22 protein-coding genes and 1 tRNA gene are annotated in these 23,072 nt (G+C 70.0%); 9 read left to right on the plus strand and 14 right to left on the minus strand.

Annotated elements, in window-relative coordinates:
• Positions 1 to 15 precede the first annotated feature (15 nt).
• Positions 16 to 573, plus strand: a complete 558-nt coding sequence (locus ABNG04_RS16860; protein WP_371163530.1) for a universal stress protein — start codon at positions 16 to 18, stop codon at positions 571 to 573.
• Between the two features lie 22 nt (positions 574 to 595).
• Here ABNG04_RS16860 and ABNG04_RS16865 read toward each other — a convergent pair whose 3' ends face one another.
• Positions 596 to 1,585, minus strand: a complete 990-nt coding sequence (locus ABNG04_RS16865) for a biotin--[acetyl-CoA-carboxylase] ligase (RefSeq protein WP_371163531.1) — start codon at positions 1,583 to 1,585, stop codon at positions 596 to 598.
• Between the two features lie 77 nt (positions 1,586 to 1,662).
• Between ABNG04_RS16865 and ABNG04_RS16870 the strand changes: the two genes are divergently transcribed.
• Both ABNG04_RS16870 and ABNG04_RS16875 read left to right on the plus strand, forming a co-directional pair.
• Positions 1,663 to 2,043 carry a 2Fe-2S iron-sulfur cluster-binding protein gene (locus ABNG04_RS16870; RefSeq protein WP_371163532.1) on the plus strand — a complete coding sequence of 127 codons (381 nt, stop codon included), beginning with the start codon at positions 1,663 to 1,665 and terminating at the stop codon, positions 2,041 to 2,043.
• Positions 2,044 to 2,165: 122 nt separating this feature from the next.
• A complete protein-coding gene (locus ABNG04_RS16875; protein ID WP_371163533.1) occupies positions 2,166 to 2,732 on the plus strand; it encodes a DUF8526 domain-containing protein in 567 nt (188 codons plus the stop codon).
• A 46-nt stretch (positions 2,733 to 2,778) separates the two neighbouring features.
• Here ABNG04_RS16875 and ABNG04_RS16880 read toward each other — a convergent pair whose 3' ends face one another.
• On the minus strand, positions 2,779 to 3,714 hold the full coding sequence (locus tag ABNG04_RS16880; RefSeq protein ID WP_371163534.1) for a DMT family transporter: 936 nt from the start codon (positions 3,712 to 3,714) through the stop codon (positions 2,779 to 2,781).
• A gap of 183 nt (positions 3,715 to 3,897) precedes the next feature.
• On the opposite strand from ABNG04_RS16880, the gene ABNG04_RS16885 reads away from it, so the two are divergent.
• A complete protein-coding gene (locus tag ABNG04_RS16885) occupies positions 3,898 to 4,380 on the plus strand; it encodes an Lrp/AsnC family transcriptional regulator (protein WP_297888587.1) in 483 nt (160 codons plus the stop codon).
• Positions 4,381 to 4,397: 17 nt separating this feature from the next.
• Here ABNG04_RS16885 and ABNG04_RS16890 read toward each other — a convergent pair whose 3' ends face one another.
• From ABNG04_RS16890 to ABNG04_RS16905, 4 genes are all read right to left on the minus strand, one after another.
• A complete protein-coding gene (locus ABNG04_RS16890; RefSeq protein ID WP_371163535.1) occupies positions 4,398 to 4,871 on the minus strand; it encodes a hypothetical protein in 474 nt (157 codons plus the stop codon).
• A gap of 180 nt (positions 4,872 to 5,051) precedes the next feature.
• Entirely contained in the window at positions 5,052 to 5,570 is a 519-nt protein-coding gene (locus ABNG04_RS16895; protein WP_371163536.1) for a phosphate-starvation-inducible PsiE family protein, read from the minus strand.
• 78 nt (positions 5,571 to 5,648) lie between these two features.
• A complete protein-coding gene (gatE, locus tag ABNG04_RS16900) occupies positions 5,649 to 7,532 on the minus strand; it encodes a Glu-tRNA(Gln) amidotransferase subunit GatE (protein ID WP_371163537.1) in 1,884 nt (627 codons plus the stop codon).
• A gap of 228 nt (positions 7,533 to 7,760) precedes the next feature.
• Positions 7,761 to 7,845, minus strand: a tRNA-Leu gene (locus ABNG04_RS16905).
• A gap of 163 nt (positions 7,846 to 8,008) precedes the next feature.
• On the opposite strand from ABNG04_RS16905, the gene ABNG04_RS16910 reads away from it, so the two are divergent.
• Entirely contained in the window at positions 8,009 to 8,569 is a 561-nt protein-coding gene (locus tag ABNG04_RS16910) for a DUF420 domain-containing protein (RefSeq protein ID WP_371163538.1), read from the plus strand.
• A gap of 64 nt (positions 8,570 to 8,633) precedes the next feature.
• On the opposite strand, the gene ABNG04_RS16915 is transcribed toward ABNG04_RS16910, so the two are convergent.
• The 6 genes from ABNG04_RS16915 to ABNG04_RS16940 form a co-directional block, all read right to left on the minus strand.
• Complete coding sequence (locus ABNG04_RS16915) at positions 8,634 to 9,695, minus strand: halocyanin domain-containing protein (protein WP_371163539.1); 1,062 nt, start codon at positions 9,693 to 9,695, stop codon at positions 8,634 to 8,636.
• A 99-nt stretch (positions 9,696 to 9,794) separates the two neighbouring features.
• Positions 9,795 to 11,294 carry an amidophosphoribosyltransferase gene (purF, locus tag ABNG04_RS16920; RefSeq protein ID WP_371163540.1) on the minus strand — a complete coding sequence of 500 codons (1,500 nt, stop codon included), beginning with the start codon at positions 11,292 to 11,294 and terminating at the stop codon, positions 9,795 to 9,797.
• A 117-nt stretch (positions 11,295 to 11,411) separates the two neighbouring features.
• Positions 11,412 to 11,804 (minus strand): DUF5820 family protein, encoded by a 393-nt coding sequence (locus ABNG04_RS16925; protein WP_371163541.1) that lies wholly within the window; start codon positions 11,802 to 11,804, stop codon positions 11,412 to 11,414.
• Between the two features lie 96 nt (positions 11,805 to 11,900).
• Positions 11,901 to 14,081, minus strand: coding sequence for a ribosome rescue protein RqcH (gene rqcH / locus ABNG04_RS16930; RefSeq protein WP_371163542.1), 2,181 nt, complete (start codon positions 14,079 to 14,081; stop codon positions 11,901 to 11,903).
• Between the two features lie 93 nt (positions 14,082 to 14,174).
• Positions 14,175 to 15,506, minus strand: coding sequence for a S8 family peptidase (locus ABNG04_RS16935; protein WP_371163543.1), 1,332 nt, complete (start codon positions 15,504 to 15,506; stop codon positions 14,175 to 14,177).
• Between the two features lie 165 nt (positions 15,507 to 15,671).
• Positions 15,672 to 17,405 carry a tRNA uridine(34) 5-carboxymethylaminomethyl modification radical SAM/GNAT enzyme Elp3 gene (locus ABNG04_RS16940; RefSeq protein WP_371163544.1) on the minus strand — a complete coding sequence of 578 codons (1,734 nt, stop codon included), beginning with the start codon at positions 17,403 to 17,405 and terminating at the stop codon, positions 15,672 to 15,674.
• Between the two features lie 111 nt (positions 17,406 to 17,516).
• On the opposite strand from ABNG04_RS16940, the gene thiC reads away from it, so the two are divergent.
• From thiC to ABNG04_RS16960, 4 genes are all read left to right on the plus strand, one after another.
• Positions 17,517 to 18,971, plus strand: a complete 1,455-nt coding sequence (gene thiC / locus ABNG04_RS16945; RefSeq protein WP_371163545.1) for a phosphomethylpyrimidine synthase ThiC — start codon at positions 17,517 to 17,519, stop codon at positions 18,969 to 18,971.
• Between the two features lie 106 nt (positions 18,972 to 19,077).
• On the plus strand, positions 19,078 to 20,592 hold the full coding sequence (locus ABNG04_RS16950; RefSeq protein ID WP_371163546.1) for a DUF790 family protein: 1,515 nt from the start codon (positions 19,078 to 19,080) through the stop codon (positions 20,590 to 20,592).
• An 84-nt stretch (positions 20,593 to 20,676) separates the two neighbouring features.
• The gene (locus ABNG04_RS16955) at positions 20,677 to 21,210 is read left to right on the plus strand and encodes a DoxX family protein (protein WP_371163547.1); all 534 of its coding nucleotides are present in this window, start codon (positions 20,677 to 20,679) and stop codon (positions 21,208 to 21,210) included.
• Positions 21,211 to 21,224: 14 nt separating this feature from the next.
• The gene (locus tag ABNG04_RS16960) at positions 21,225 to 21,482 is read left to right on the plus strand and encodes a hypothetical protein (RefSeq protein WP_371163548.1); all 258 of its coding nucleotides are present in this window, start codon (positions 21,225 to 21,227) and stop codon (positions 21,480 to 21,482) included.
• A gap of 72 nt (positions 21,483 to 21,554) precedes the next feature.
• Here ABNG04_RS16960 and ABNG04_RS16965 read toward each other — a convergent pair whose 3' ends face one another.
• Together ABNG04_RS16965 and ABNG04_RS16970 are read right to left on the minus strand one after the other, a co-directional pair.
• The gene (locus tag ABNG04_RS16965; protein WP_371163549.1) at positions 21,555 to 22,106 is read right to left on the minus strand and encodes a DUF7122 family protein; all 552 of its coding nucleotides are present in this window, start codon (positions 22,104 to 22,106) and stop codon (positions 21,555 to 21,557) included.
• Positions 22,103 to 23,065 carry an RsmB/NOP family class I SAM-dependent RNA methyltransferase gene (locus ABNG04_RS16970; RefSeq protein ID WP_371163550.1) on the minus strand — a complete coding sequence of 321 codons (963 nt, stop codon included), beginning with the start codon at positions 23,063 to 23,065 and terminating at the stop codon, positions 22,103 to 22,105. Before ABNG04_RS16970 ends, ABNG04_RS16965 begins: the two co-directional genes overlap by 4 nt.
• Positions 23,066 to 23,072 lie beyond the last annotated feature (7 nt).

The following is a 23,072-nucleotide window of genomic DNA, read 5'->3' on the forward strand; positions in this document are numbered from 1 at the left end:
ATGCTACACGTGAACATGCCCCTATACGACCGGATTCTGGTCCCGACCGACGGCTCCGACGAGGGGGAGCTGGCGGTGTGTCACGCGCTCGACCTCGCCGCGGTCCACGGGGCCTCGGTCCGCGCAATTTATGTGGTCGACACCGCGCGGTACGCCGGGATGCCGATGGAGACCACCTGGGAGGGCGTCGGCGACCTGCTGTACGACGACGGCGAGGCGGCGCTCGAGACGGTGTGCGAACTCGCCGCCGACCGCGGCGTCGACGTCGAGACGTCCGTCGTCGACGGCTCGCCGAGCCGCGAGATCATCACCCACGCCGAGCGGACGGGCTGCGACCTCGTCGTGATGGGGACCCACGGGCGCGGCGGGATCGACCGCCTGCTCCTCGGCAGCGTCGCGGAGAAAGTGGTCCGGGGCTCGTCGATCCCGGTGTTGACCGTCCGGATCGGCGAGGACGGCGAGGTCGCGACCGCCGCGGAGTCGGCGACCACCGGGACCGAGGTCGACGAGTCAGCGGCCGCTCCCGGCACGGAGGCGGACGCCTCGGTATCGGACGCGACGGAGACCGGGTAGCGGGCCGCGCCGGAGGACCGGCTCACGCCGCGTCGCGGAGGTGCTCGCAGTCGCCCGCGTGGACGCGCTCGCGACCCTCGCCGGTGTCGACCACGAGCGCGCCCGGCTCCGTCACGTCGACCGCGGTGCCCTCCACGACCCCCTCGGCGGTGTCGACCCGGACGCGCCGGCCGAGCGTGCTCGCCCGCTCGCGCCACGCCGGGAGGACCTCGTCGAGCGCGCCGGGCGAGGCGGTCAGTTCCGCGTAGCGTTTGAGCAGCGTCGCGGCGAACCGCCGCCGGTCGATCGGGCCGCCGCGTTCCGCCGACAGCGACGTCGCGCCCGCGGGCAGCGTCTCGGGGTCGATGTTCGCGTTCACGCCGACGCCGACGACGAGCCAGCCGACGCGGTCGGCCTCGCCCTCCATCTCCGTGAGGATCCCCGCCAGCTTTCGGCCGCCTCGACCGGTCGGGTCGGGGTCGGGGTCCGCCGAGCCGCCGCCGTCACTCCCGATGAGGACGTCGTTCGGCCACTTAATCCGCGCGTCGACGCCTGCCTGGCGGGCGGCGTCGGTCGTCGCCACCGCGGCCGCGAGGGTGAAGAGCGGCGCGCGCACCGTCGGCACGTCGGGGCGCGTCAGAACCGAGAGCCAGACGCCGCCGCTCGGCGCGACCCACTCGCGGTCGAGGCGGCCCCGGCTCCCGGTCTGCTCGTCGGCGACCACGGCGACGTCGGCGGCCCCCTCCCCGGCGAGCTCGCGGGCCCGCTCGTTCGTCGACGCGATCCGATCGTGGTACGCCACGGAGTACGGGGCGTCGAGTCCGAACGCGATTCCCGGCCCTGAGTAGTCCGGGTCGTCGGGAGCGACGTATCCCTCGGAGGTCGACTCGACCGCGAACCCGTCCTCGCGGAGCCCCTCGACGGCCTTCCAGACCGCCGCCCGCGAGACGCCGAGCGACTCGGCGAGTGCGGGCCCGGAGACCGGGCCGTCGTCGGCAGCGAGGGCGTCGAGTAGCGCACGCCGCGTGTCCATACCGCCCGATCCGCCGCCCGGGCCGAAAGCCGTTCCGGGTCCGGGACGCTTTGTGCCCGGCGCGCGAAGCGTCGCACATGACCGAAGCCGACCGCGACGGCGAGCGCGGACGAGCAGACGGCGGGCCCGAGACGGTCCCGCTCGTCGTCGTCGACGGTGACGAGCGCGTCGAACTGACCGTGGAGCGCGGTCGCAACCTCCGCCGCGCCCTGCTCGACGCCAACCTGTCGCCGTACGCGGCCGCGACGCGCCGGCTGAACTGCGGCGGGCGGGGGATCTGTGCCACCTGCGGCGTCCGCGTCCGCGAGGGACCGGCGGCCGACCACTGGCACGACCGCCTCGCCGAGCGGTTCGGCTACCCGCGGCTCTCCTGCCAGATAGCGGTCGACCGCCCGATGACTGTCGCGCTCGTCGACAAGCGCGTGTGGGGCGGGCGGCGACCGACCGACGGCAAGTAGGCCCGCGACCGACGACCGGGGACACCTCGTTTCCGGTGAAACGGCGAACGGTAGCGCGTCACACGCGACCGCGCGGCGGTGACCGGCGCAAAAGCCAAGTCCGCGGGCCCGAACCGTCCGGTATGCAACCCTCCAAGGAGCGCGAGTCGTCCGAGGACGACCCGATGGACGGCCTCGACGACCTCCTCGACGACGACCTGGCAGGCGGCGAGGGCGAGTCCGACGCCGACGCCGGCGGCGGTGCGGGCACCGAGCCGACGGCGGGGAGCGAGGCTGACTCCGGGGACGCCGGCCGGGTCGGCGTCTCGGGGCGGTGGTTCTCGGGAAAGGCGTTCGGTCTCGCCCTCGTCGTGGTCGCCGTCGGCGTGTTCGTCGGGAGCCTGATCCCGCTCATCGGCGGGACGGTCGGGACCGCGGGCGGCGTGTTCCTCGCCGCGTTCCTCCTCGGTCTCGCCCTGTCGACGCGCCGGTACGCCGAGACGGGGGTCGCCGGGGCCGCCGCGGGCGCGACCAGCGCGGTGACGAGCGTCCTCGGCGTCGGCTTCCTCCCGATCGGTATCGACTACCTCTCGCAGTGGGGGCTCCCGCTCGTCGCGGTCGGCGGCGGGGTGGGCCTCGCGCTCGCGCTCCTCGGACACTACTTCGGCCGGGACCTCCGCACGGGGCTGAGCCGGGACGTCGAGGGGTGAGCGGTCGGCTGCGGGCGCTCTTCCGCCAGGGTCGAGTCCCCGAGCTCTACCCAAGCAGGCGATCGAGTCCGACGTAGTCGGCGATCTCCTCGCGTTCCAAGGCGAGGAAGCCGGCGAGGATCGCGACGAACCCGATCAGCGCCTCGGCGTCGACGAGGTGCCCGAGCAGGGCCCAGCTGCCGACCGCGGCGACGACAGGCTCCGCGTAGCCGACGAGGTGGAGCTGCGACGGCCCCACGGCGTCGAGCAGCGCGAAGTACAGGAGGAAGGCGACCACGCCGGAGAGCAGCGTGAGGTACGCGAGCGAGGCGATCGCCGTCTGGTTCCAAACGATCGCGGCGGGCGACTCGCCGATCGCGACGGCGGCGACCAGCAGTTGGCCGGCCCCGATCACCATCGCCCAACCCTGGAGCGCGGCGATCGGGAGGTCGGTGCGGAGCGGACGCAGGAGGACGGCGCCAAGCGAGAAGGCGACCGCGCCCGCGAAGGCGAGGGCGACGCCGACGACGGCCGCGCTGCCCAGTCCGGCGGCGGTCGGGTCGGCGATCACTACCACCCCGACGATCCCGAGCGCGAAGCCGCCGATCTCGACGGGGCCGAGGCGCTCGTTCGGGAGGAACGCGGCCGCGAAGACGGCGGTCAGCACCGGCGCGAGACTCACGACGACCGCGGCGACCGCCCCGGAGATCCGGATCTCGCCGAGGTAAAGGAAACCGTGGTATGCCGCGATCACGAACGTGCCCGCGACGGCGACGCCGAGCCACTCGTCCCGGTCGCGCGGGAGCCATCGGTCCGCGGCGACCGCGGCGTAGCCGAGCACGACCGCGCCGGCGACGACGTACCTGACGCCGGCGAACAGGAGGGGCGGGAAGTAGTGGAGGCCTGCTTCGATGGCGACGAAAGAGGTTCCCCAGAGCGTCGCGAGCAGTAAGAACGCGGCGACGATCGCTTCCGGAGTAGAGAGGAGGTTTCTGAGATTCACTTGCTATCGATTCGAAATGCGCGGTGATAGTTAAACGATACTCTCGGATCGGGCGAAATTCGAAACGAAGAATCAGACATACGAATCAGATCCGAACCGAGCCCCGAAACACGGGCGTATCTTGTAGCGGAGTCCAACCTTGTCGGTCGACATATACAACCGATCGGGGGGCGATCCGGGGGTATGGACGAGCGCGACGTGCGGCTGTTGAAGGCCATCTCCGACCTGGGGACCGGGAGCCCGGAGCGACTCCACGAGGAGACGGGCATTCCGGTGTCGACAATCCACTACCGCCTGAACAACCTCCGCGAAGACGGGGTCATCGAGAACGACCTGTACGACCTCGACCACGAGGCGCTCGGGCTCGGCGTCACGGTCATCGTCGAGGTGCTCGCGAGCTACGAGGGCCCGTACGAGGAGTTCGCGGACGAGTTGCTGGCGGTCGAGGGGGTCACGGAGGCGTTCTTCACGATGGGGGAGACGGACTTCGTCGTCCTCGCGCGGCTCTCCTCGTCGGACACCGTCGAGCGGCTGATCAGTGACTTCGAGGCGATCCCGGAGGTCGAGCGCACGAACTCGACGTTCACCATCGCCGCGCTGCGAGACGAGTCGCGCGCGCCGGCGACGTACGACCTCGACACGCTGATCGAAGAGCTGACGGACTGAGCCGGAAGGGCGACAGCTCAGCGTGTCTCGTCGTCGAGCCCGGGTATCCGTCGGGTGTCGCCATCATTGTGGTACCCGATCGGCGGCCCGAAGCGACGGCGGACCCTGTCGGCGGCGGTGGCACCGAGATAGCCGAACACCGCCATCATGGGCGCGTAGCCGATGATGTCGGCAATCGAGTAGACGGCGGTTGCGAACAGTAATTCGGGGTCGGTCCCCGGCGTCGGAACGCCCCCGATCCGGTAGACGTACACGAGCAGGTACAGCGGGACCGTCGCGAGCGCCACGCCGAGGAGGGCGTTGTTCGCGCTCGCGTCGTAGAAGCCGCCGAGGACGGTCGCGATCCCGCCGGCGACGAGGGCGACGGGGAGCATCCACGCCGGGCGGTCAAGCACGAACAGCACGGTCACGCACAGGAGGAGTGTGGTCGCGGTGATCATCGCGACCGTCCCGCGGTCAAAGTCGAACCCCGGGTCGAACGGCTCTCGCATGGACCCGATTTCCGCACCGGCCGGGAAAAACGTCGGGTGTCGCGGGAGGTGTCGGAGACGACTCCGCCGGCTGTGCGCGCGGGTCGTCGGTCGTTCCGGCGGCGCTCCGGGCCGCCCCCGGCGCGACGACGGTGCGGGGCTCCGGCGTGTCGAACTGCGACCCGACCGGGCGGCGCCGCCCTAATCCAGCGTCGGGCCGACCGACCGCTCGACGAACAGCAGCGCCACCAGCCCGAGGATCACGATCCCGTAGGCGATGGCGGCGAACAGCGCGTCCTGCGTCGTGGCGTACTCGCTGGTGCGGAAAATGATCACCTTCCGAACCATGGCGATGACCCCGGTGTAGATCACCAGCCGGACGATCCGCCGGGTGTTGCTCTGTTCGATGTACGCGACGACCGTCTGGTACACCTCGACGATTATGAGCAGTAGGAGGCCCGTCTCGATGAAGCCGATGACGACGGCCGGGTCCGTGATCGCCCCGGTCGGGACGGACTCGGCGATCTGGATCGCGAGGTCGACGACGCCGATGCCGAACAGGAGCGCGAACAGGCCCGCGGCGGCGAGTTCGACGCCGTGAACGAATCGGCTCGTCAGGTGCGAGAACCGGTCGCCAACCGTCCGATTCTCAGGCGGGTCGGAGCCGGGGTCCGGCGCGGACGAATCGTCCGACGGGTCGACCACAGACGTGTCTGCCATCAGATGTCCCTCAGTTTCGATAACGGACTCGCGCCACGTAAAGAGGGGGCCTAACCGGTGCCGGACGCGCGGACCGCGTTACGAGCGCTTGCCGATCTCCTCGCGGAGCACGTCGGAGACGACCTCCCCGTCGGCCTTCCCGCGGAGCGCGCCCATGGCCTCGCCCATCAGCCCGGAGAAGGCGCCCATCCCCTCGGCCTCGATCTGGTCGGCGTTGCGCTCGACGACCTCGACGACCGCCTCGCGGACTTCGGCCTCGCTCACGCCCGAGAGGCCCGCCGCCTCGACGGCCTCGCTCGCCGAGAGGTCGGGGTCCTCCGCGAGGGTCGTCAACACCTCGGGGACGCCCTCCTTCGCGAGGTCGCCCGCCTCGACGAGGTCGAACAGCGCGAGGAAGTGGTCGTCGGTGAGGGTCTCGACGGGCGCGCCGCCTCGCCGGATCTCCGTCGTCGTCGACTCCAGCGTCGTCGCCGCGAAGGTCGGATCGACGCCGCGCTCGACCGCCGCCTCGAACAGCGGGAACCGCTGGCCGAACGCAACCTGCTCGGCGAGGCCGGCGTCAAGCCCGAACTCGTCGGCGTACCGCGCCGCCTTCTCGTCGAGCAGTTCGGGCGTGTCGACGTCCGACGGGTCCGGCTCGACCGGCGGCACGTCCGTCTCGGGGTACATCCGCGCGGCACCCGGGAGCGGTCGGAGGTAGCGCGTGGTCCCGTCGTCGTTCGCGCCGCGGGTCTCCTCGGGGACGCCCTCGATGGCGGTCTCGGCGCGCTCTGCGGCCGCCTCGATTGCGAGGTCCGCGGTCTCGGGGTCGGCCGCGACGATGGCGACCGCGTCTCCCTCGCCCGCGCCGACCGCGTCACGAAGCGCCGCGACCTCCGTCTCGGTCACGCCGTACGCCGGCAACTCGTCCGTGTGGAAGATGCCGCCGGCGCCGTGGCGTTTTGCGTGGTCCGACAGTTCCGTCCCGAGCCGACGGTCGGGCTGGAGCTCGCGGCCCACGAGGCCGTCGAACCCGAACAGCGGGACCGCGGTGACCTTCCCGCCCGAGTCCAGCGCGCCGCGGATGACGCCCGACTCGGTGTCGGCGAAGGTGTCGGTTACGTCGGCGACGTCGCCGACGCTCGCGTCGCGCTCGCGGAGCTCGTCCCGAATGTCGAGCAGCTCCGCCTGTCGGCCGACCTCGCCGCGGACGATATCTTCGATCCCTTGGAGGTCCTGAACCCCCTTCACCTCGACGCGGGCGCCGTCGGCGATGGAGACGTTCACGTCCTGGCGGATGGTGCCGAGGCCGCGCTTGACCGCGCCGGTCGAGCGCAGCAGCATCCCGATGCGCTCTGCCGCCCGCCGCGCGCCCTCGGGGCTGCGGATGTCCGGGCCCGTACCGATCTCGACGAGGGGGACGCCGAGGCGGTCGAGCGAGTAGACGACGCCGTCCTCGGTCTCCTCGACGCGCTTCGCGGACTCCTCTTCGAGCATGAGGTCCACGACGGACACGGAGCCGGACTCGGTCTCGATCTCGCCGTCCTGTCCGAGCAGGATCGAGCGCTGGAAGCCGGATGTGTTCGAGCCGTCGATGACGAGCTTCCGCATGACGTGCGCCTGGTCGACGACGGAGAGGTCGAGCAGGTCGGCGATCTGGAGCGCCACGGCGAGCGCCTCGTCGTCGACCCGGCGGGGCGGCTCGTCGTCCTCCTCGACGAGGCAGGTGGTGTCGTACGCGAGGTAGGTGAACTCGCGGTCGACGCGGCTCTCCTCCATCGCGGCGTCGTCGAGCTCGCCGAGTTCGCTCTTCGTCGGGTGGAGCTGCCGGGTGATCGAACGGTCGGACTCGTCCGGGTCGCGCTCGACGGTCGGGGAGTCACAGAACAGCTTGGTCTCGGTGTCGAGCTGCTGGTGGATCTCCAGCCCGGCGACGAGCCCCAGTTCCTCGTAGTCGTACTCGGGGGTCGCGTCCGTACTCATTACGCCACACTCCGACGGCGCGCGACTAAAAGGGTGGCAGTTCGCGCGAGCGACGCGACGACCGGAACGGAGACATGATTACTGGGTCGTCGAGCGGGACATCGCTTCGGCGTGTCCGAATGGGGCCGAGTACAGCCATCGCTCAACGAGTAACGTTCGAAAGGAATTGTGCGTGGGTGCTGTCGTAGAGACAACACCGTGCATCGGTGGGGTGTGGACCCCGAGCGATGCGTGGGACCGGATTTGAACCGGCGGACCTCTACAGGACAGCGCCCTCAACGCTGCGCCGTTGGCCTGGCTTGGCTACCCACGCTCGCGGTGTTCTGTCGCGTCTCCACGTACCCTGTCCCCAATTAAAAGCCCTTCCATTCGAGGGAGCCGTGCCGGGGTTTCGCAGACCGGAGGGGCGCCGGAAGCCCCGCGACCGAGCGACCGCAACCGGCACGGGTTTGGGGGTCGCGTCCCTCCGTCCGGATATGTCCGACTGGGCCCGCGAGAACGTCTCCGTCCTGACCGCCGTCGCCTCCGTCGTCGCGCTCGCGCTCGTCTTCGGTGCGGTGGGCGGCGTGATCCCAAGCTCGCTGATCCCCCGCGCGAGCGACGCCGTCCTCGCCGCGATCCCGCACTTCAACGCCGCCGTTTCCGCGGCCGCCATCGCGACGATCCTGCTCGGCTGGCGCGAGATCGCCCGCGGGAACGTCCAGCGGCACCGGAACTTCATGGTGACCTCGTTCGCGCTGTTCACCGCGTTCCTCGGCGCGTACCTCTACCGGCTGATCCTCGTCGGCACGACCGAGTTTCCCGGCCCGGAGCTCGTCTACTCGTACGTGTACCTCCCCTTCCTCGCGATCCACATCCTGCTCGCGATCGTCTGCGTGCCGTTCGTCTTCCACGCGCTGTTCCTGGCCGCGACCCGGCCGTACGCCGAGCTCTATCAGACGCGGCACTCGCAGGTCGGCTTCGTCGGCGCCGTCCTCTGGCTGATCTCCTTCACGATGGGGATCGGCGTCTACCTGCTGTTGTACCACATCTACTGACCGGAAAGCTGGTCGGGAACGGAGAAGTGAGAAGCGACGAGAGAAACCCAGCGAGAGAGATCGCTTACGCGTTCGGGTCGTTCCGCTCCGCCTTCTGGTGGGCCGCGTAGAACAGCGGGACGAGCAGCGCGCCGGCGAAACCGAACCCGAGCGCCAGCGTCCCGATGTCGCTCGCGGAGAGCCCGCCGCCGGAGCCGCTCGAACCGCCCGAGTCGCCACCGAGGAGGTCGTCGTCGACGGAGCCGACCGCCACCGCTCCTTTCATCCCGACCGACTGGTGCGGCTCGCAGACGTACCGGAACACGTCGCCGTCACCGGCATCCGAGAACGTGTGCTCAAAGGTCGTCCCCTCCTCGGCTGCCGGCTCCCCGCTGTCGAAGGCGCCGTTGTCCTCGACGACGTTGTGCCCGCCGCCGGCGCCGGTCCACTCCCAGACCACGGTCGTCCCCGGGTCGACGAGGATCGCCGGCGGGTCGAACAGGAGGCCGTTCTCGCCCGCGCCGACCGAGACGGTCGCCTTGTCCTGCCCGCGGAGGTCGCGCGTCCCCTCGTAGTTCCCGACGTTCTCGAACCAATCGCCGTAGCCGGCCGGGCCGCCGCTGCCCCCGTCGCCGCCCTCGGCCTGCGGGTCGACGAGGTCGTCGTCGACGGAGCCGAGCGCGACGACGCCCTTCATGCCGACCGACTGGTGCGGACCGCAGTAGTAATTGAAGGAGTCGCCGTCCTCGGCGTCGGCGAACGTGTGCTCGAATGTCGTCCCCTCCTCCGCGACCGCCGACCCGCTGTCGAAGGTGCCGTCGTTCGCGACGACGTTGTGACCGCCGCCCTGGCCGGTCCACTCCCAGACCACGGTTGCTCCCGGGTCGATCAGAATGGCGGCAGGCCCGAAGCGGAGGCCGCTCTCGCCCGCGCCCACCGAGACGGTCACCTCGTCCTGTCCGCGGTAGTCGTGGGTGCCGTCGTAGTTACTCACGTCGTCCAGCCAGCCGTCGTACTGGGCGGCGACGGTCCCAGTCCCGGCGGTGACCCCCGCGGCGACGGCCGCCCCGGCGGCCCCGGCGCGGAAGAATCCGCGGCGGCTCATCGACGCGGCGCGGTCCTCGGCAGCGTCGGCGTTCCGTGTCATGCTCGCACGTCTGATCCTGACCGTATTTAAGCCCCCGAAACGTTCCGAGCAGGCGAATCCGGCTCGAACGAGTGCGGGGTCGCGGCCGCGCCGACCGGCTCAGTCGTCCGCGGGCGTCGGGTCCGAGACAGGCGCGTCGACGTCGCGGTCGGTCGCCTCGCCCTCGACATCGAAGGGGTACTCGCCGGTGACGCAACCGAGACAGAGGTCCGCGCGGCTCTCGCCGACCGCGTCCGCGACGGCGTCGATCGAGAGGTACGACAGCGAGTCCGCGCCGACCTCCTCGCGGATCTCCTCGGTCGAGGCGTCGGCGGCGATCAGCTCCTCGCGGGTTGCCATGTCGATGCCGAAGTAGCAGGGGGCGAGGATGGGCGGCGCGCCGATCCGGAGGTGGACCTCCTCCGCGCCCGCCTCGCGAACCAAGTCGACGAGCTGGGTCGAGGTCGTGCCGCGGACGATGGAGTCGTCGATGATGGTTACCGACTTCCCCTCCACCGTCGACCGGATCGGGTTCAGCTTCAGTCGGACGGCGCGCTCGCGCTCGTCTTGGGTCGGCATGATGAACGTCCGGCCGACGTACCGGTTCTTCATCAGCCCCTCGGCGAACTCCACGCCCTCCTCATCCGCCGGCCGCGGTTCGCCGGTGGCCGTGGTCTCTCCCGCGGCGTCCGCGTAGCCGGAGGCGAACGCGCGCCCGGAGTCGGGGACGGGCATCACAACGTCCGACTCGACGCCGGACTCCTCCCAGAGTTTCCGCCCGAGCGAGCGACGCACCTCGTACACGAGGCTCTCGTCGATGACGGAGTCGGGCCGGGCGAAGTAGACGTGTTCGAAGAAGCAGTGGGCGGTCGCGTCGCGCTCGACGAGCTGATACGTGTCGTAGCCAGTGCCGTCGGGGTCCAAGACGACGAGCTCGCCGGGGCGGACGTCGCGGATCAGCTCCCCGTCGAGCGTGTCGATGGCGGCGGACTCGCTGGCGAGGACGTAGCCGCCGTCGATCTTCCCGAGACACAGCGGGCGGTTCCCGAGCGGGTCGCGGACGCCCAGCACGGTGTCGTCGTGGGTGATCGCCAGCGAGTAGGAGCCGTGAATACGGTTCATCGTGTGCTTGACGGCCCGCACGAGGTCCTCTTCGAGGAGGTTCCGGGCGAGGTCGTGGGCGATCACCTCGGTGTCGCCGTCGGAGGTGAACGCGTGGCCCGACGCCGCGAGCTCCTCGCGCACCTCGTCGGCGTTGACGAGGTTCCCGTTGTGCGAGAGCCCGAGCGACCCGGACTTGAACGACACCGAGAACGGCTGCGCGCAGCTCTTGTCGAGGCTCCCGGCGGTCGGGTAGCGGACATGACCGATGCCCGTGCCGCCCGACAGCGACGCGAGGTCCCCCTCCTCGAACGCGTCGCCGACGAGGCCGCGCTCGACGTGGCTGTGCTGCTGGAACCCGTCGTGCGTGACGATGCCGGCCGATTCCTGGCCGCGGTGTTGGAGCGCGTACAGCGCGTAGTACAGCGGTCGCGCGGCCTCCCGGTCCTCGAGCGAGACGCCGACGACACCGCACTTCTCGCGCGGTTCGTCGCCGCCGTAGTCCCCACCGGCGTTCATGTACGCGAGGGTGAGGCGGGCGGCGATAAAAATCCTCGTGTTCGTGGCGTATCGCTCCTCTTCTCTCCCCAATTTATGCGCGATCGTGGATAATTCTCGACATGGATCGGCGTGCGGTCACGCGGTCTCCTCCTCGCCGACGAACTCGTCGAGGCGCGCGAAGTACGCTTCTCGCGGCACCTGGTACGCCCCCCGGTAGTCGACCGCGCCGGCGACGAAGCGCTCCGCGACGTCGACCGCGCCGGCCGCGCCCGCCTCGCGGCTCTCGTGCGTCTCTGCGACTGCCTCGATCTCGGGCTCCAAGAAGAGGACGACGTGCCACTCGTCGGTCGCGTACTGGCCCGAGCCGGGCCGCGCGTTCCGGGAGCCGTTCGTCAGGTAGATCGTCGGGAGACACTCGTCGGGGAGGTCGCCGCTCCCGAAGACGTCGGGGCGGTAGACGAGGATCACCCGGCCGCTCGGCTCCTCGTTCCACACCCGCCATCCCTCCGGCAGCGATTCGAAGACCATGGCCTCACTCGGTCGCGGAGGCTTGAAAACGTCGCGCTCGGACTGAAAGTGCGTCGTCAACGCGGCGCACGTCGTCCGTCGAGCCGTGAAGGACCCTCAGTCGACGATGTCCGACCCGCCCGGCGGGAGGAACTCCTGAAGCAGGTCCGCGCTCGCAACCTTGCGTACGAACGATTGGTCGGCGAACCGCTCTTTCAGGTTCCGGTACGCCATCATCGCGGCGTCGTTCTGCGCGTACATTCCCGGTTCGAAGGTGAGGTGCGCGGCCGCGCGGTCGACGATGGCCGACGGCGGGCCGCCGATGGCGCGGGTGACCGGCTCGCACTGGACGCCGACGGCGATCCGGCAGGGGACGTCCTCGAAGTACGTCCGGTCGCCGCGGATCACGAAGCTCCCCTTCTCGATGTACTCGCCGCTCTCGGGGGTCTTCGACACCTGATCGGGCTCGACCATGTACGCGTCGCCGGCGCCGCGGCCGTCCTTCCAATCGGAGGAGTAGGAGACGGCGAACTGCGCGGCCTCCCGCAGCGTCTCCTCGGAGAAGTCGACCGGGTCCGCCGACTCCGAGGGCCCCGCCGCCTTCAGGAGCGTCACCGGCCCGCCGTGCGCCTGCGTGTGGAAGAACCGGTCGTGTTTGCCCATGTACTTCTTCACCAGCTCCTCGTTCTGGTCGGCGTTACGCCCGCCGATGACGAGGTAGCCGGTCGAGGTGCGGAACCAGCGGAACCGCTCGAACCAGTCGTCCGGGCTGCGGATCGGGATCGACGACCGGGAGAGCCAGTCGGTCTCGTACGCCTCGTCGTCTTCCTCGTCGTCGTCGCCGCCGTCGCTCCCATCGTCGGCCGCCTGCTGTTCCTCCCACTCCTCCTTCCGTTGCTTGACCGCCTCCAGCTCCTCGCGGGTGGACTCGATCGCCGCCTTCGCGCCAGCCTTCTTCTCCTCGACGCGCTTCGCCTCCTGGTAGAGCCGGTCGGCGTTGACCTCCACGCCCTCGCTCGCGTCGAGGTCGATCCGAACGGTGCCGCCGTCCTCGTCGTCGAGCTCGACCGTCACCGTCCCCTCGCCGCCGTCGACGTCGACCACGGCGGCTGCGGCCTGGATGCCCCGCTCCGCGCCGGCATCGAGCGTCGCCGCGATCTCGTCCCACGGCACCTCGTTCGCGCGGGCCTCCCGCACCGTCGAGAGAACCTCGTCGACGAGGTCGTAGTTCGCGTACAGCAGCTCGGCGCGCTCGCGCTCCGCCTGCGCCTGCTCCTCGAACCCCTCGATCGCCCCGCGCTGCTGTTCGATGATCCGCTCCTGTTTGGCGATCTCTTTCTCGAAGTCCGGGCGCGACGCGGTCGCGTCCGCCGGGGCCTCGCCGTCGTCGGTGGCCTCGTTCCCGAGCCGATAGAAGTACTCGTCGACCGCGTCGTTGAACGAGTCGAACCCGACGCTCGGGAGGCCCTCGTGCTCCGCGAGCGGGAACGGCGTCACGTCGACCACGCGGGGATCGCCGCCGTCGCTGTCGCCCCCGTCACCGTCGACCGACTCCTCGTACACACGAGGGTCGATGTCGCCCGAGCGGAGCCGCTCGTCGAGTCGGGAGAGCGCGTCGTGGAGCGCGCCGAGCTGGTCGTCCGTCGCCTCCTCGATGGGCGTCTCCTTCGGTACGCCGGCGCGGGTACACACCTCCTCGGCGTAGAGCCCACCGAGGTTCAGCTGCGTGGCGAGCGTCCGCACCACGTCGCTGTCCGACTCGCGCATGTGCCGGTCGAACCCGCCGCGGCTCACGGTGAGGGGGTTGAGCCGCGAGGCCGGGTACTCGTACTGGGAGCCGGGCGCGACGGTGCGCGACTTGAGCCGGACCGTCGAGAGCGCCCCGATGACCTCGCCGGTCTCGTCGAGCGCGGCGACGTTCCCCTGCCCGAACAGCTCGGCGACGAGCGTCGTGTTCTGGTCCTCGCGCTCGAACTCGAAGGTGAGGATGCGGTCGAACTCGTACTGCTCGACGCCCGCGAAGTCCGCGCCGGACAGCCGGTTCCGGAGCATCTTCGCGAAGTTCGGCGGCCGACCCGGCGCGTCCGCGACGTTGTCCGGGTCCGCGGCGTGTGCGCGCTTGATGTCCCCGACCTCGATCATGAGCTCGACGCGGCCGCGGTCGAAGTCGCGCAGCTTCAGCCGGAGCAGGTCGTCGTCGTAGAGGTACGCCTTGTCGACCTTCGCGCCCTCGTACCGATTCAGTTCGGTGACGAGCGCGGCGAGGTCGATGCTCGACAGCTCCCGCTTCTGGTCCATACGAAAGAGAGACTCGCGGGCCGGAAAAAGGCGTGTCGTTGTGACGCGGAGCGTGAAACGACGGCGGCCCCACCGTCGCTACGCCTTCGCTTCCTACTCCCCTATTGTCAGCGACTCAACCGTGTTCAGGGCGTTGACGATGCCGGCACCGAATTCTGGACTGCTCTTGCCGTTCGCGCCCTCAGCGCCCTGCTGGATCGCCTGCCTGACCTGGCTCACGTTTGCGTCCGGTTCGAGTTCGCGCACGAGGGCCGCGAGTCCGGCTACCTGCGGCGCGGCCATCGACGTGCCGGCGATGAGGTCGTAGCCTTGGAGGCCCACGCTCGACGTCAGGTCCGTGGGCCACGTCGAGAGGACCGCGTTCAACGGGAAGGGGAGGTCGTCCGGCTCACCCGTCTCGCCGCTCGTCCGCGAGATGGTCTCGTAGTACCCGCCGGGCGCGGCGATGTCGACATCGCTCGTGCCGAAGTTCGAGTAGAACGAGAGCGTGTCGGCGGGCGAGGTGGCGCTGACCGTGAACGCCGCGGAGACGCTGTTCGGTAGGGTGAAGCCGCCGCCCTGCTGGAGGTTCCCGGAGTCGTTCCCCGCGCTGCCGGTGATCATCGTCCCACGGCGGACCGCGCTCTGGAAGACGCCCTGGATCTCTGCCTTGAGCTTGTTCACCGCCGACCCGGGCCGTTGGACGCCCGGGATGCCGAGGCTGAAGTTCGCCGCGTCGGCACCGATCTCGGCGGCGTAGTCGATCCCCGCGAGGATGTCGCCGAAGGTCGCGCCGCCGTCGGACGGGAACACGCGGATCGGGATCAATTCCGTGTCGGGCGCGGTGCCGACGACGCCGACCTCACCGGTCGCGCCGACGATTCCCGCGACGTGCGTCCCGTGGTATCCGGAGTCGCCCGGGCCGACCTCCGGGACGTCGTCGGCGGCGACGATGGCGCGCCCGAGTTCCTCGTTGACGTTCCCGAGGTCCGGGTGATCGAGGTCGATCCCCGTGTCGATGATCGCGACTCGCGTCCCTTCGCCGGTCGCGTGCTCGTGGGCGGGGAACACGTCCGTCTCCTGCTTGTCCCACTGAAGCTCCGTGAGGGCGGCCCCCTCACTTGGGAGCGCCTCGTCGTCCGCCTGCGCGTCCGGCTCCGGTCGGTTCAGTTCGAGCGTCACGTCCGGGTTGGCGGTCGAGACGCCGCCCACGGACTCGATCTCCGCGGCTGCGTCGGCCGGCCCGGTCACGACGAGGACCGACCCCTCGGCGAGTTCGTGCCGAACCGAGAAGCCAGCGTGCGCGACTGTATCGCGCGCCCCGCTCCCGGTCGCGCCAACGATGTACTGTACGCCTCCGTCGGCCGCCGAGGCCGTCCCAGTTATCGTCGCCGCCGCGCCGATGCCCGCAACGCCTTTGATAAACATCCGTCGTCCGAAGTTCATGGGAACATTCCTCGCGAATCGAGGTACTATCCAAATATTTCGGTGGATTATAAAAGTTATAGAAAAGAGAAATTTATCACTGGTCGCGCGGAATTAGTCCGTGTTGACCGCCGGTGGACCAGCGGTGAGAGAAACCGTCGACTGCGGGCCGGGTCGACAGCCCGGTCAGAGACGCTTCGAGACGTACGGCCCGTCCTGTCGGTAACCGAGCTTGTTGCGGTAGTACTCGCGGGCGCCGATGCCCGAGATGACCGCGACCTTGTCGTAGCCGGCCTCGCGAGAGAGTTCCTCGGCGCGTTCGAGGAGCTTCGTCCCGTACCCCTGGTGCTGCCAGTCGCCGTCGCCGCCAATCCCGACCTCGTTGCCGTACACGTGGAGCTCGCGGACCAGCGCGGCGTCTTCGAGCTCCGGCCGGATCGGGTCGCTCTCGGTGCCGGGCGCGCCGGGCTGGTCCGGCGCGAACGACGGGAACCGCAGCCGACAGAAGCCGACGAGCAGGTCGCGAACGGGGTCCTCGAACGCGAGGAAGTGCTCCGTGCCGCCGCCGGCTTCGTAGGTGGTGACGTCCAGTTCGACGTCGTCCGGGTCGGGGTCGGCCTCGTTGTGCCCGACCTCGCGGGCACGGATGTCCCGCTGGACGATCCCCTTCTCGTCGGCGCGCTGGGCCGCGAGCTGGCGGAGGTTCGACTTCTGGACGCCTGCGTCGATGAAGTCCGCCGGGATGTCGCGCTGGACGCGCTGGAGCCGCGTGTACTTCGGAATGTGGTCCATCACGTCGGCGACGAGGTCGGCCGCCTCCTCGCTGGTGAGCGGGTCGAAGTCGTCGCGCCGCCAGCGGTCGTACACCCGCGTCCCCTCGACGACGAGCGTGGGGTAGATCTTCAGGTAGTCGGGCCGCCAGTCGGGGTTCTCGAACAGCTGTCGGAAGTCCTCCAAGCACATCTCGCGGGTCATCCCGGGCTGGCCCGGCATCATGTGGAAGCCAATCTTGAACGCAGCGTCACGCAGGCGGCGGTTGGCGTTTCGGCTCGCCTCGTTGCCGTGCCCGCGGTGCATTTCGCGGTTGATCCGCTCGTAGGTAGTCTGGACGCCGACCTCGACCTTCGTGCCGCCCAAGTCGAGCATCCGGTCGATCTGCTCGGGGTCGCACCAGTCGGGCTTCGTCTCGAAGGTGGTGCCGATGTTGCGGATCGGGTTCGTCTCGTTGTCGGCGATCACGTCTTCGAGGTACTCGAACTCGGTCTCCTCGGGCGCTGGGGCGAACGACTCGCCTTCGGCGGGTTCGGGCTCCTTCTCGAGGTCGTAGTCGTTCATCGCCTGGAGCGCGCGCTTCACGAACCACTCCTGGTAGTCGTGCGAGCGCGCGGTCATCGTCCCGCCCATCAGGATGAGCTCCACCTTGTCGACCGGGTGGCCGATCTTCCGGAGCTGTTCGAGCCGGAGCGTCACCTGCCCGTACGGGTCGTAATCGTTCTGCTCGCCGCGGGCCGCCGCGGGCTCGTGGCCCGTGTACGACTGCGCGGAGGAGAACTCCGAGGCCGGGCCACCCGGGCAGTAGAGGCACTTCCCGTGCGGACACAGCTCGGGGGAGGTCATGATCGCCACCGGCGAGACTCCCGAGGCGGTCCGGACGGGCTTGCGCTGGACCACCTCGATCACGTCGTCGCGATACTCCGTCGGCGCGTGGTCGAGGATCTCGGTGTTCTTCGGCACCTTCGGGGAGCCGAACTCCGAGCAGGCGTCGAGCTTGGCCCGTTCGAGGTCGTCGCGCTCGATCTCGCCGTCGAGGATGCGCTCGACGAGGCGCTCGCAGGTGCGGACGAACGCCTCGGAGGGGCCGTCGCCGTCGGACTCGGCGGCGTCCTCCGGCTCGGCGTCGCCCGCCGCGTCGGTACTCATTACGCCACGATCCGCGTGTTCCGGGGTTAAGCGTGTCGCACCCGCGCGCCGACTCGCGGGGGCGAGGAGCTCACCGCAGAGTATATTAGTTAGTGGTATTACCTAGTAATCATGCCGGAAACACAGTTAGAACGAGCGCAGAGCGGCGAGGTCACGCCCGCGATGGAGCGCGTGGCGGAGCGCGAGAACCGCGACCCGGCGTTCGTCCGTCGAGAGGTGGCCGAGGGGCGCGCGGTGATCCCGAACAACCACGCCCACGAGTCGCTCGACCCCATGATCATCGGGCGGGCCTTCGCCACGAAGGTCAACGCGAACATCGGGAACAGCGAGACGACGAGCGACCGGAGCGAGGAGCTGGAGAAGCTCCACGCCGCGGTTCACTACGGGGCCGACACAGTGATGGACCTCTCGACGGGCGACGAACTCGACGCGACCCGCGAGGCCAACGTCGCGCACTCGCCGGTCCCGGTCGGGACGGTTCCGATCTACGAGGCGGTCAAGCGGGCCGGGTCGGCCGAGGCGATTACTCACGAACTCCTCCTCGACGTGATCGAGAAGCAGGCCGAACAGGGCGTCGACTACATGACGATCCATGCGGGGATCCTCGCGGAACACCTGCCGCTGACCGACGGGCGGAGGACGGGCATCGTCTCGCGGGGCGGCTCGATCCTCGCGCAGTGGATGGAGGAACACGGGATGCAGAACCCGCTGTACACAGAGTTCGAGGCGATCTGCGAGGTGTTCGCCGAACACGACGTGACGGTCTCGCTCGGCGACGGCCTCCGTCCCGGCTGCCTCGCGGACGCGAGCGACGAGGCGCAGTTCGCCGAGCTCGACACCCTCGGCGACCTCACGCGGACAGCGCAGGCGCGCGGCGTCCAGGTGATGGTGGAGGGGCCCGGCCACGTGCCGATGGACGAGATCGCCGAGAACGTCGAGCGACAGCAGGCGGTGTGCGACGGCGCGCCGTTCTACGTCCTCGGGCCGCTGGTGACCGACGTCGCCCCCGGGTACGATCACATCACGAGCGCGATCGGCGCGACTGAGGCCGCGCGGGCCGGCGCGGCGATGCTGTGTTACGTGACGCCGAAGGAGCACCTCGGCCTGCCGGAGGCCGAGGACGTGCGAGACGGGCTCGCCGCGTACCGGATCGCGGCGCACGCGGCCGACGTGGCGAACGACCGCCCCGGCGCGCGCGACTGGGACGACGCTCTCTCCGAGGCGCGGTACGAGTTCGACTGGCGGCGGCAGTTCGACCTCGCGCTCGACCCCGACCGCGCGCGGTCGTACCACGACCAGACGCTCCCGGGAGACAACTACAAGGAGGCCCGCTTCTGCTCGATGTGCGGCGCGGAGTTCTGCTCGATGCGCATCGACCAAGACGCCCGGGAGGCGGACGGCGAGATGACGACGATCGAGGGGGCCGAAGAGACGGACCTCGACGCGTCGGCCGCCGCGAGCGCGAACCTCCCGCCGGTGGGCACTCACGACACGAGCCGCGTCCCGGAGAGGATCGAGATCGAGGGGGTGACGTTCACCCCCGAGACCTCCGGTGACGACGACTGAGGCGACCCGGAACGCCGCGAGCGGCCGGACGGCGAGCGGGCGTGCGGACCGGCCCGAAGGTGGCGAACCCGGCCGGTTTTTGTCCGGCGCTCGCGTAGCGGCGGCCGTGCTACGGAAGGACCTCCTGCGCGTCTCCCGGGCGGGCGGCGGCTACCGCCCGCAGTTCACCGGGCGCGACCACCGACCGCTCGCGGCGCGCGTCCTCGGGACGTTCGAGTCGCACGTCGGCGAGCGCCGCGGCGACCTCGACGACGCGCTGGCGGAGCTGGAGGCCGACGCCGCCGCCCGCAACGGGGACTTCAAGCTGGTCCGCGGGCTCGCGGCGCTCGTCGAGCGCGAGTGCGAGTTCGAGACGCGCGCCGCGGTCCCGCCGCGTCGCGTCCGGCGGGCCGCGTTCGAGGCCGCCGAGGCGGTCGGCGTCGCGAGCGAGGCGGAGCGGGAGACGGCGGTCGGCCGCGCGGCCGACGCGCTCGGGATCGACGCGGCGGCCGTGACCGAGGCGCTGTACGCCGACCGCGACGTCAATCGGGTCCTCGTCGACGCCGACGTGCGCTGGGACCCCGATTCCCTGCTGGAGCAGTACGACCTCTCCCTGGCCCAGACCGCCCTCTTCGACGCCACCGAGGTTTGGGTGCGGTCGAACGACCCGAAGCGGCTCGTCTCGGCGGTGAAGCGCCTGCGGCTGATGTACGAGGTGAAGCGGACCCCGGAGGGACGCGAGCTCGTCGTCACCGGCCCGGACGCGCTGTTCTCCCGGACCCGGCGGTACGGGACCGCGTTCGCGAGGCTGCTCCGGACCGCGGCCGAGTCGGCGGAGTGGTCGCTGGAGGCGACGATCGACGACCGGGAGCGCGAGCGCACCATGCGCCTCTCCGACGGCGACGTGACCGTGCCGGACGTCGAGCCGGTGGCGGAGCCCGACTTCGACAGCGGCGTCGAGGCCGACTTCGCCGGGCGGTTCCGCGGGCTCGACCTCGACTGGACCCTCGTCCGCGAGCCGGAGCCGCTCGAGACCGGCGCGAGCGTCATGATCCCCGACTTCGCGTTCGACTACGACCACGCCGACTTCCGGCTGTTCTTCGAGGTGATGGGGTTCTGGACCCCCGAGTACGTGGAGAAGAAGCTCGGCCAGCTCGCAGAGGTCGAGGACGTTGACCTCCTCGTCGCGGTCGACGAGAGCCTCGGCGTCGGCGAGGCGGTCGCCGCGCGCGACCACCGCGTCGTCACCTACTCGGGCGCGGTCCGCGTAAAGGACGTCGTCGACGTGCTCCGCGAGTACGAGGCCGAGTTCGTCGCGGACGCGGCCGCGTCGCTCCCGGACGCCTTCGAGCCGGACGACGACGTGCTCACCCTGCGCGCGCTCGCGGACCGACACGGCGTGAGCGAGGCGGCGGTGGAGGACGGGCCGTTCCCCGACCACGAACTCGTCGGTCGGACGCTGATCAGGCCGTCGGTGTTGGCGCGGATCGGCGACGAGGTCGACGACGGGACGGCGCTGTCCACGGCCGAGGCGACGCTGGACGAGTACGGCGTCGACGACGCGAGCGCGACCCTCTCGGCGCTCGGCTACCGGGTCGAGTGGGAGGGGCTTGACGGCGGGACGGTGCGACGGAAGGAGTAATCTGCGGTTCGCGAATTACTCACCAGTGACATTGAAGATGGGTTTATATATTGTAACCGAACATTTTCGCAACCGGGGTTACCAATGGTCACGAACATTCAAACGCAGCTGCTGGGCAGAGACGTATCGTTCCCGGTCGATGAGTCGCGCTTCGCCTATTGGCTCGTCGTCTTGCGCCTGATCGTCGGGTGGTGGTTCCTCCACGCGGGACTCGACAAGTTCCTCGCGTGGCCGTTCGACGCGAGCTGGTTCGTCGGCGGCGCGGCGGCCCAGACGAGCCTCGGCCCGGTAGTCACGCTGTTCTCCGACGGAATCTTGCTCTCATTCACCAATATCATGGTTCCGTTGGGCCAGACGCTGATCGGGTTGGGGCTGATCGTCGGCGCCTTGACGCGGCTGGCCGCGTTCTTCGGCGCGTTCCTGATGACGTTCTTCTACTTCATCAACGGCGAGACCGGCGGCTGGGCCCATGGCGTGATCACCGGGGACCTGCTCGGACTGCTGATCTTCGCGATGATCGCGACGCTCGGGGCCGGGCGCGTGCTCGGCGTCGACGCCTACCTCGCGAAGACGTCGTTCGTCAAAGACCACCCGCGGCTGCGGTACTTCATCGGCTAACGAGGTGACAACACATGAGCCAACTCACTACCATGGAACGAGTCGGACTGTACGGCGGCGGCGCGCTCATCCTGATCGGCACGGTCGGGATGGGGCTGCTTGAGATCGTTGCGGGAGCGCCGCACCCGGTGTCGGGAGAGGGGCAAGTCGTCCACGAGACGCTGATAAGCATCAGCGTTCGGTCGTACACGATCCTGCTGGGGCTGCTGCTGCTCGCGGCGTACGGTGTCAGCAACCTCGCGACCAAACCGCCGGAAGACACGTCGATCTGACCCGCACGGGCCACCGAAGCGTCGTCGGAACGCGGCGCTCCCAGGACTGGCTTTTTGCCGGACGCCCCCGACTCACTCCACGACCGGCAGGTCCGCCCGGCTCCCCTTCGGGACCACCGAGCGCAGTTCGTCGTAGAGGTACAGCCCGACTCCGATCGGGACCGACTCGCCGGCGACCTCGTGGGTCGCGATCAGGTACCCCCAGTCGCCGTCCCACTCGGGGAGGTCCTGGTCCTCTCCCGCCGCGAACTGGGCCGCCTGCGCCGGGTCCAGTTCGATCACGTTCTTCGTCGCCCGACGACCGAACCGCGAGACCGCCCGGCCGGTCGGTTTCCAGTGCTCCTGTCGCGTGCGCAGGAAGGTCATCCCGATCGCCTCTACCTCGCTGGGGTCGGTCGCCTCGCCGTTGAACACCCAGATCTTCCCCGCGCCCTTCTCCCAGAAGGAGTACTCCGCGAACACCGCGGCGTCGATCCCGAACCGCTCCTCCCACCAGTCGAGGACCTCCGCGCGGCTCGCGCGCCCTTCCACCTCGCGGTCCGCGGGCGTCTCGGGGAGCCGGTCGAACCGCTGGCCGTCGTTGGTGGGGGCCTCGGCGCCCGCCTCCGCGGCGTCGTCGCTCACGCGCCCACCCCCTCGCCGTCGGTCGCGGCGTCGCCGGCCTCGTCGCTCGCCGCGCCGCCGACCCGCAGTTTCGCACAGAAGAAGCCGCCCGTGTCGTTGCGGTGCGGGTAGATACGCTGCGCGCGCGTCACCGACTCGTCGTACGTCTCTTCGTCCCACTCGGTCACGCCGGGATCGGTGTCGAGCGGCAGGTCGAACTCGACCAGTTCGCAGTCCTCGTTCGCGAGGACGTGGTCGAGGACCGCCTCGTTCTCCTCGGGCGCGAACGTACAGGTGGAGTAGACGACCACGCCGCCCGGGCGGGTCGCCTGAACGGCTCGCGCCAAGACGCCCTTCTGGATGCCGGCGACCGCGTGGACGTGGTCGAGCGTCCACTCGTCGAGGACATCGGGGTTCTTCCGGCACGTGCCTTCACAGGAACACGGGGCGTCCACCAGCGCGCGGTCGAACTCGTCGAACGCCAGCGGCTTCGTCGAGAAGTTGCGGGCGTCCTGGTTCGTGACGATCGCGTTCGTGATCCCGAGGCGCTCTGCGTTGTGCCGGAGCGCGGAGAGGCGCCCGAGGTTGTTGTCGTTGGCGACGACGGTCCCCTCGTCGTCCATCGCGTCCGCGATCTGCGTCGTCTTGCTGCCGGGCGCCGCGCAGGCGTCCCAGACGAGCTCGCCGGGCCGCGGGTCGAGCGCGAGCGTCGGCAGCACGGACACCTCTTCCTGCCCGTGGGTCCAGCCGTGGACGTACGGCCAGTTGCCTCCGGGGTTCCCGTCAGGGAGCCGGAAGAGGCCGTCGTGCCAGTCGACCGGCTCGTACGCGACGCCCGATTCGTCGAACGCCTCGCGGACGCGGGCCGGCGTCGCCGCAATGCCGTTCGTGCGCACGACCGAGGGGAGGGAACGGTCGCACGCCGCTCGGAACGCGTCAACGTCGTCGACGAGCGACTCGTATCGGTCGAGCGGATTCATGACTCTC

The sequence above is a fragment of the Halorubrum miltondacostae genome, from assembly GCF_041379815.1.
Classification (GTDB): domain Archaea; phylum Halobacteriota; class Halobacteria; order Halobacteriales; family Haloferacaceae; genus Halorubrum; species Halorubrum miltondacostae.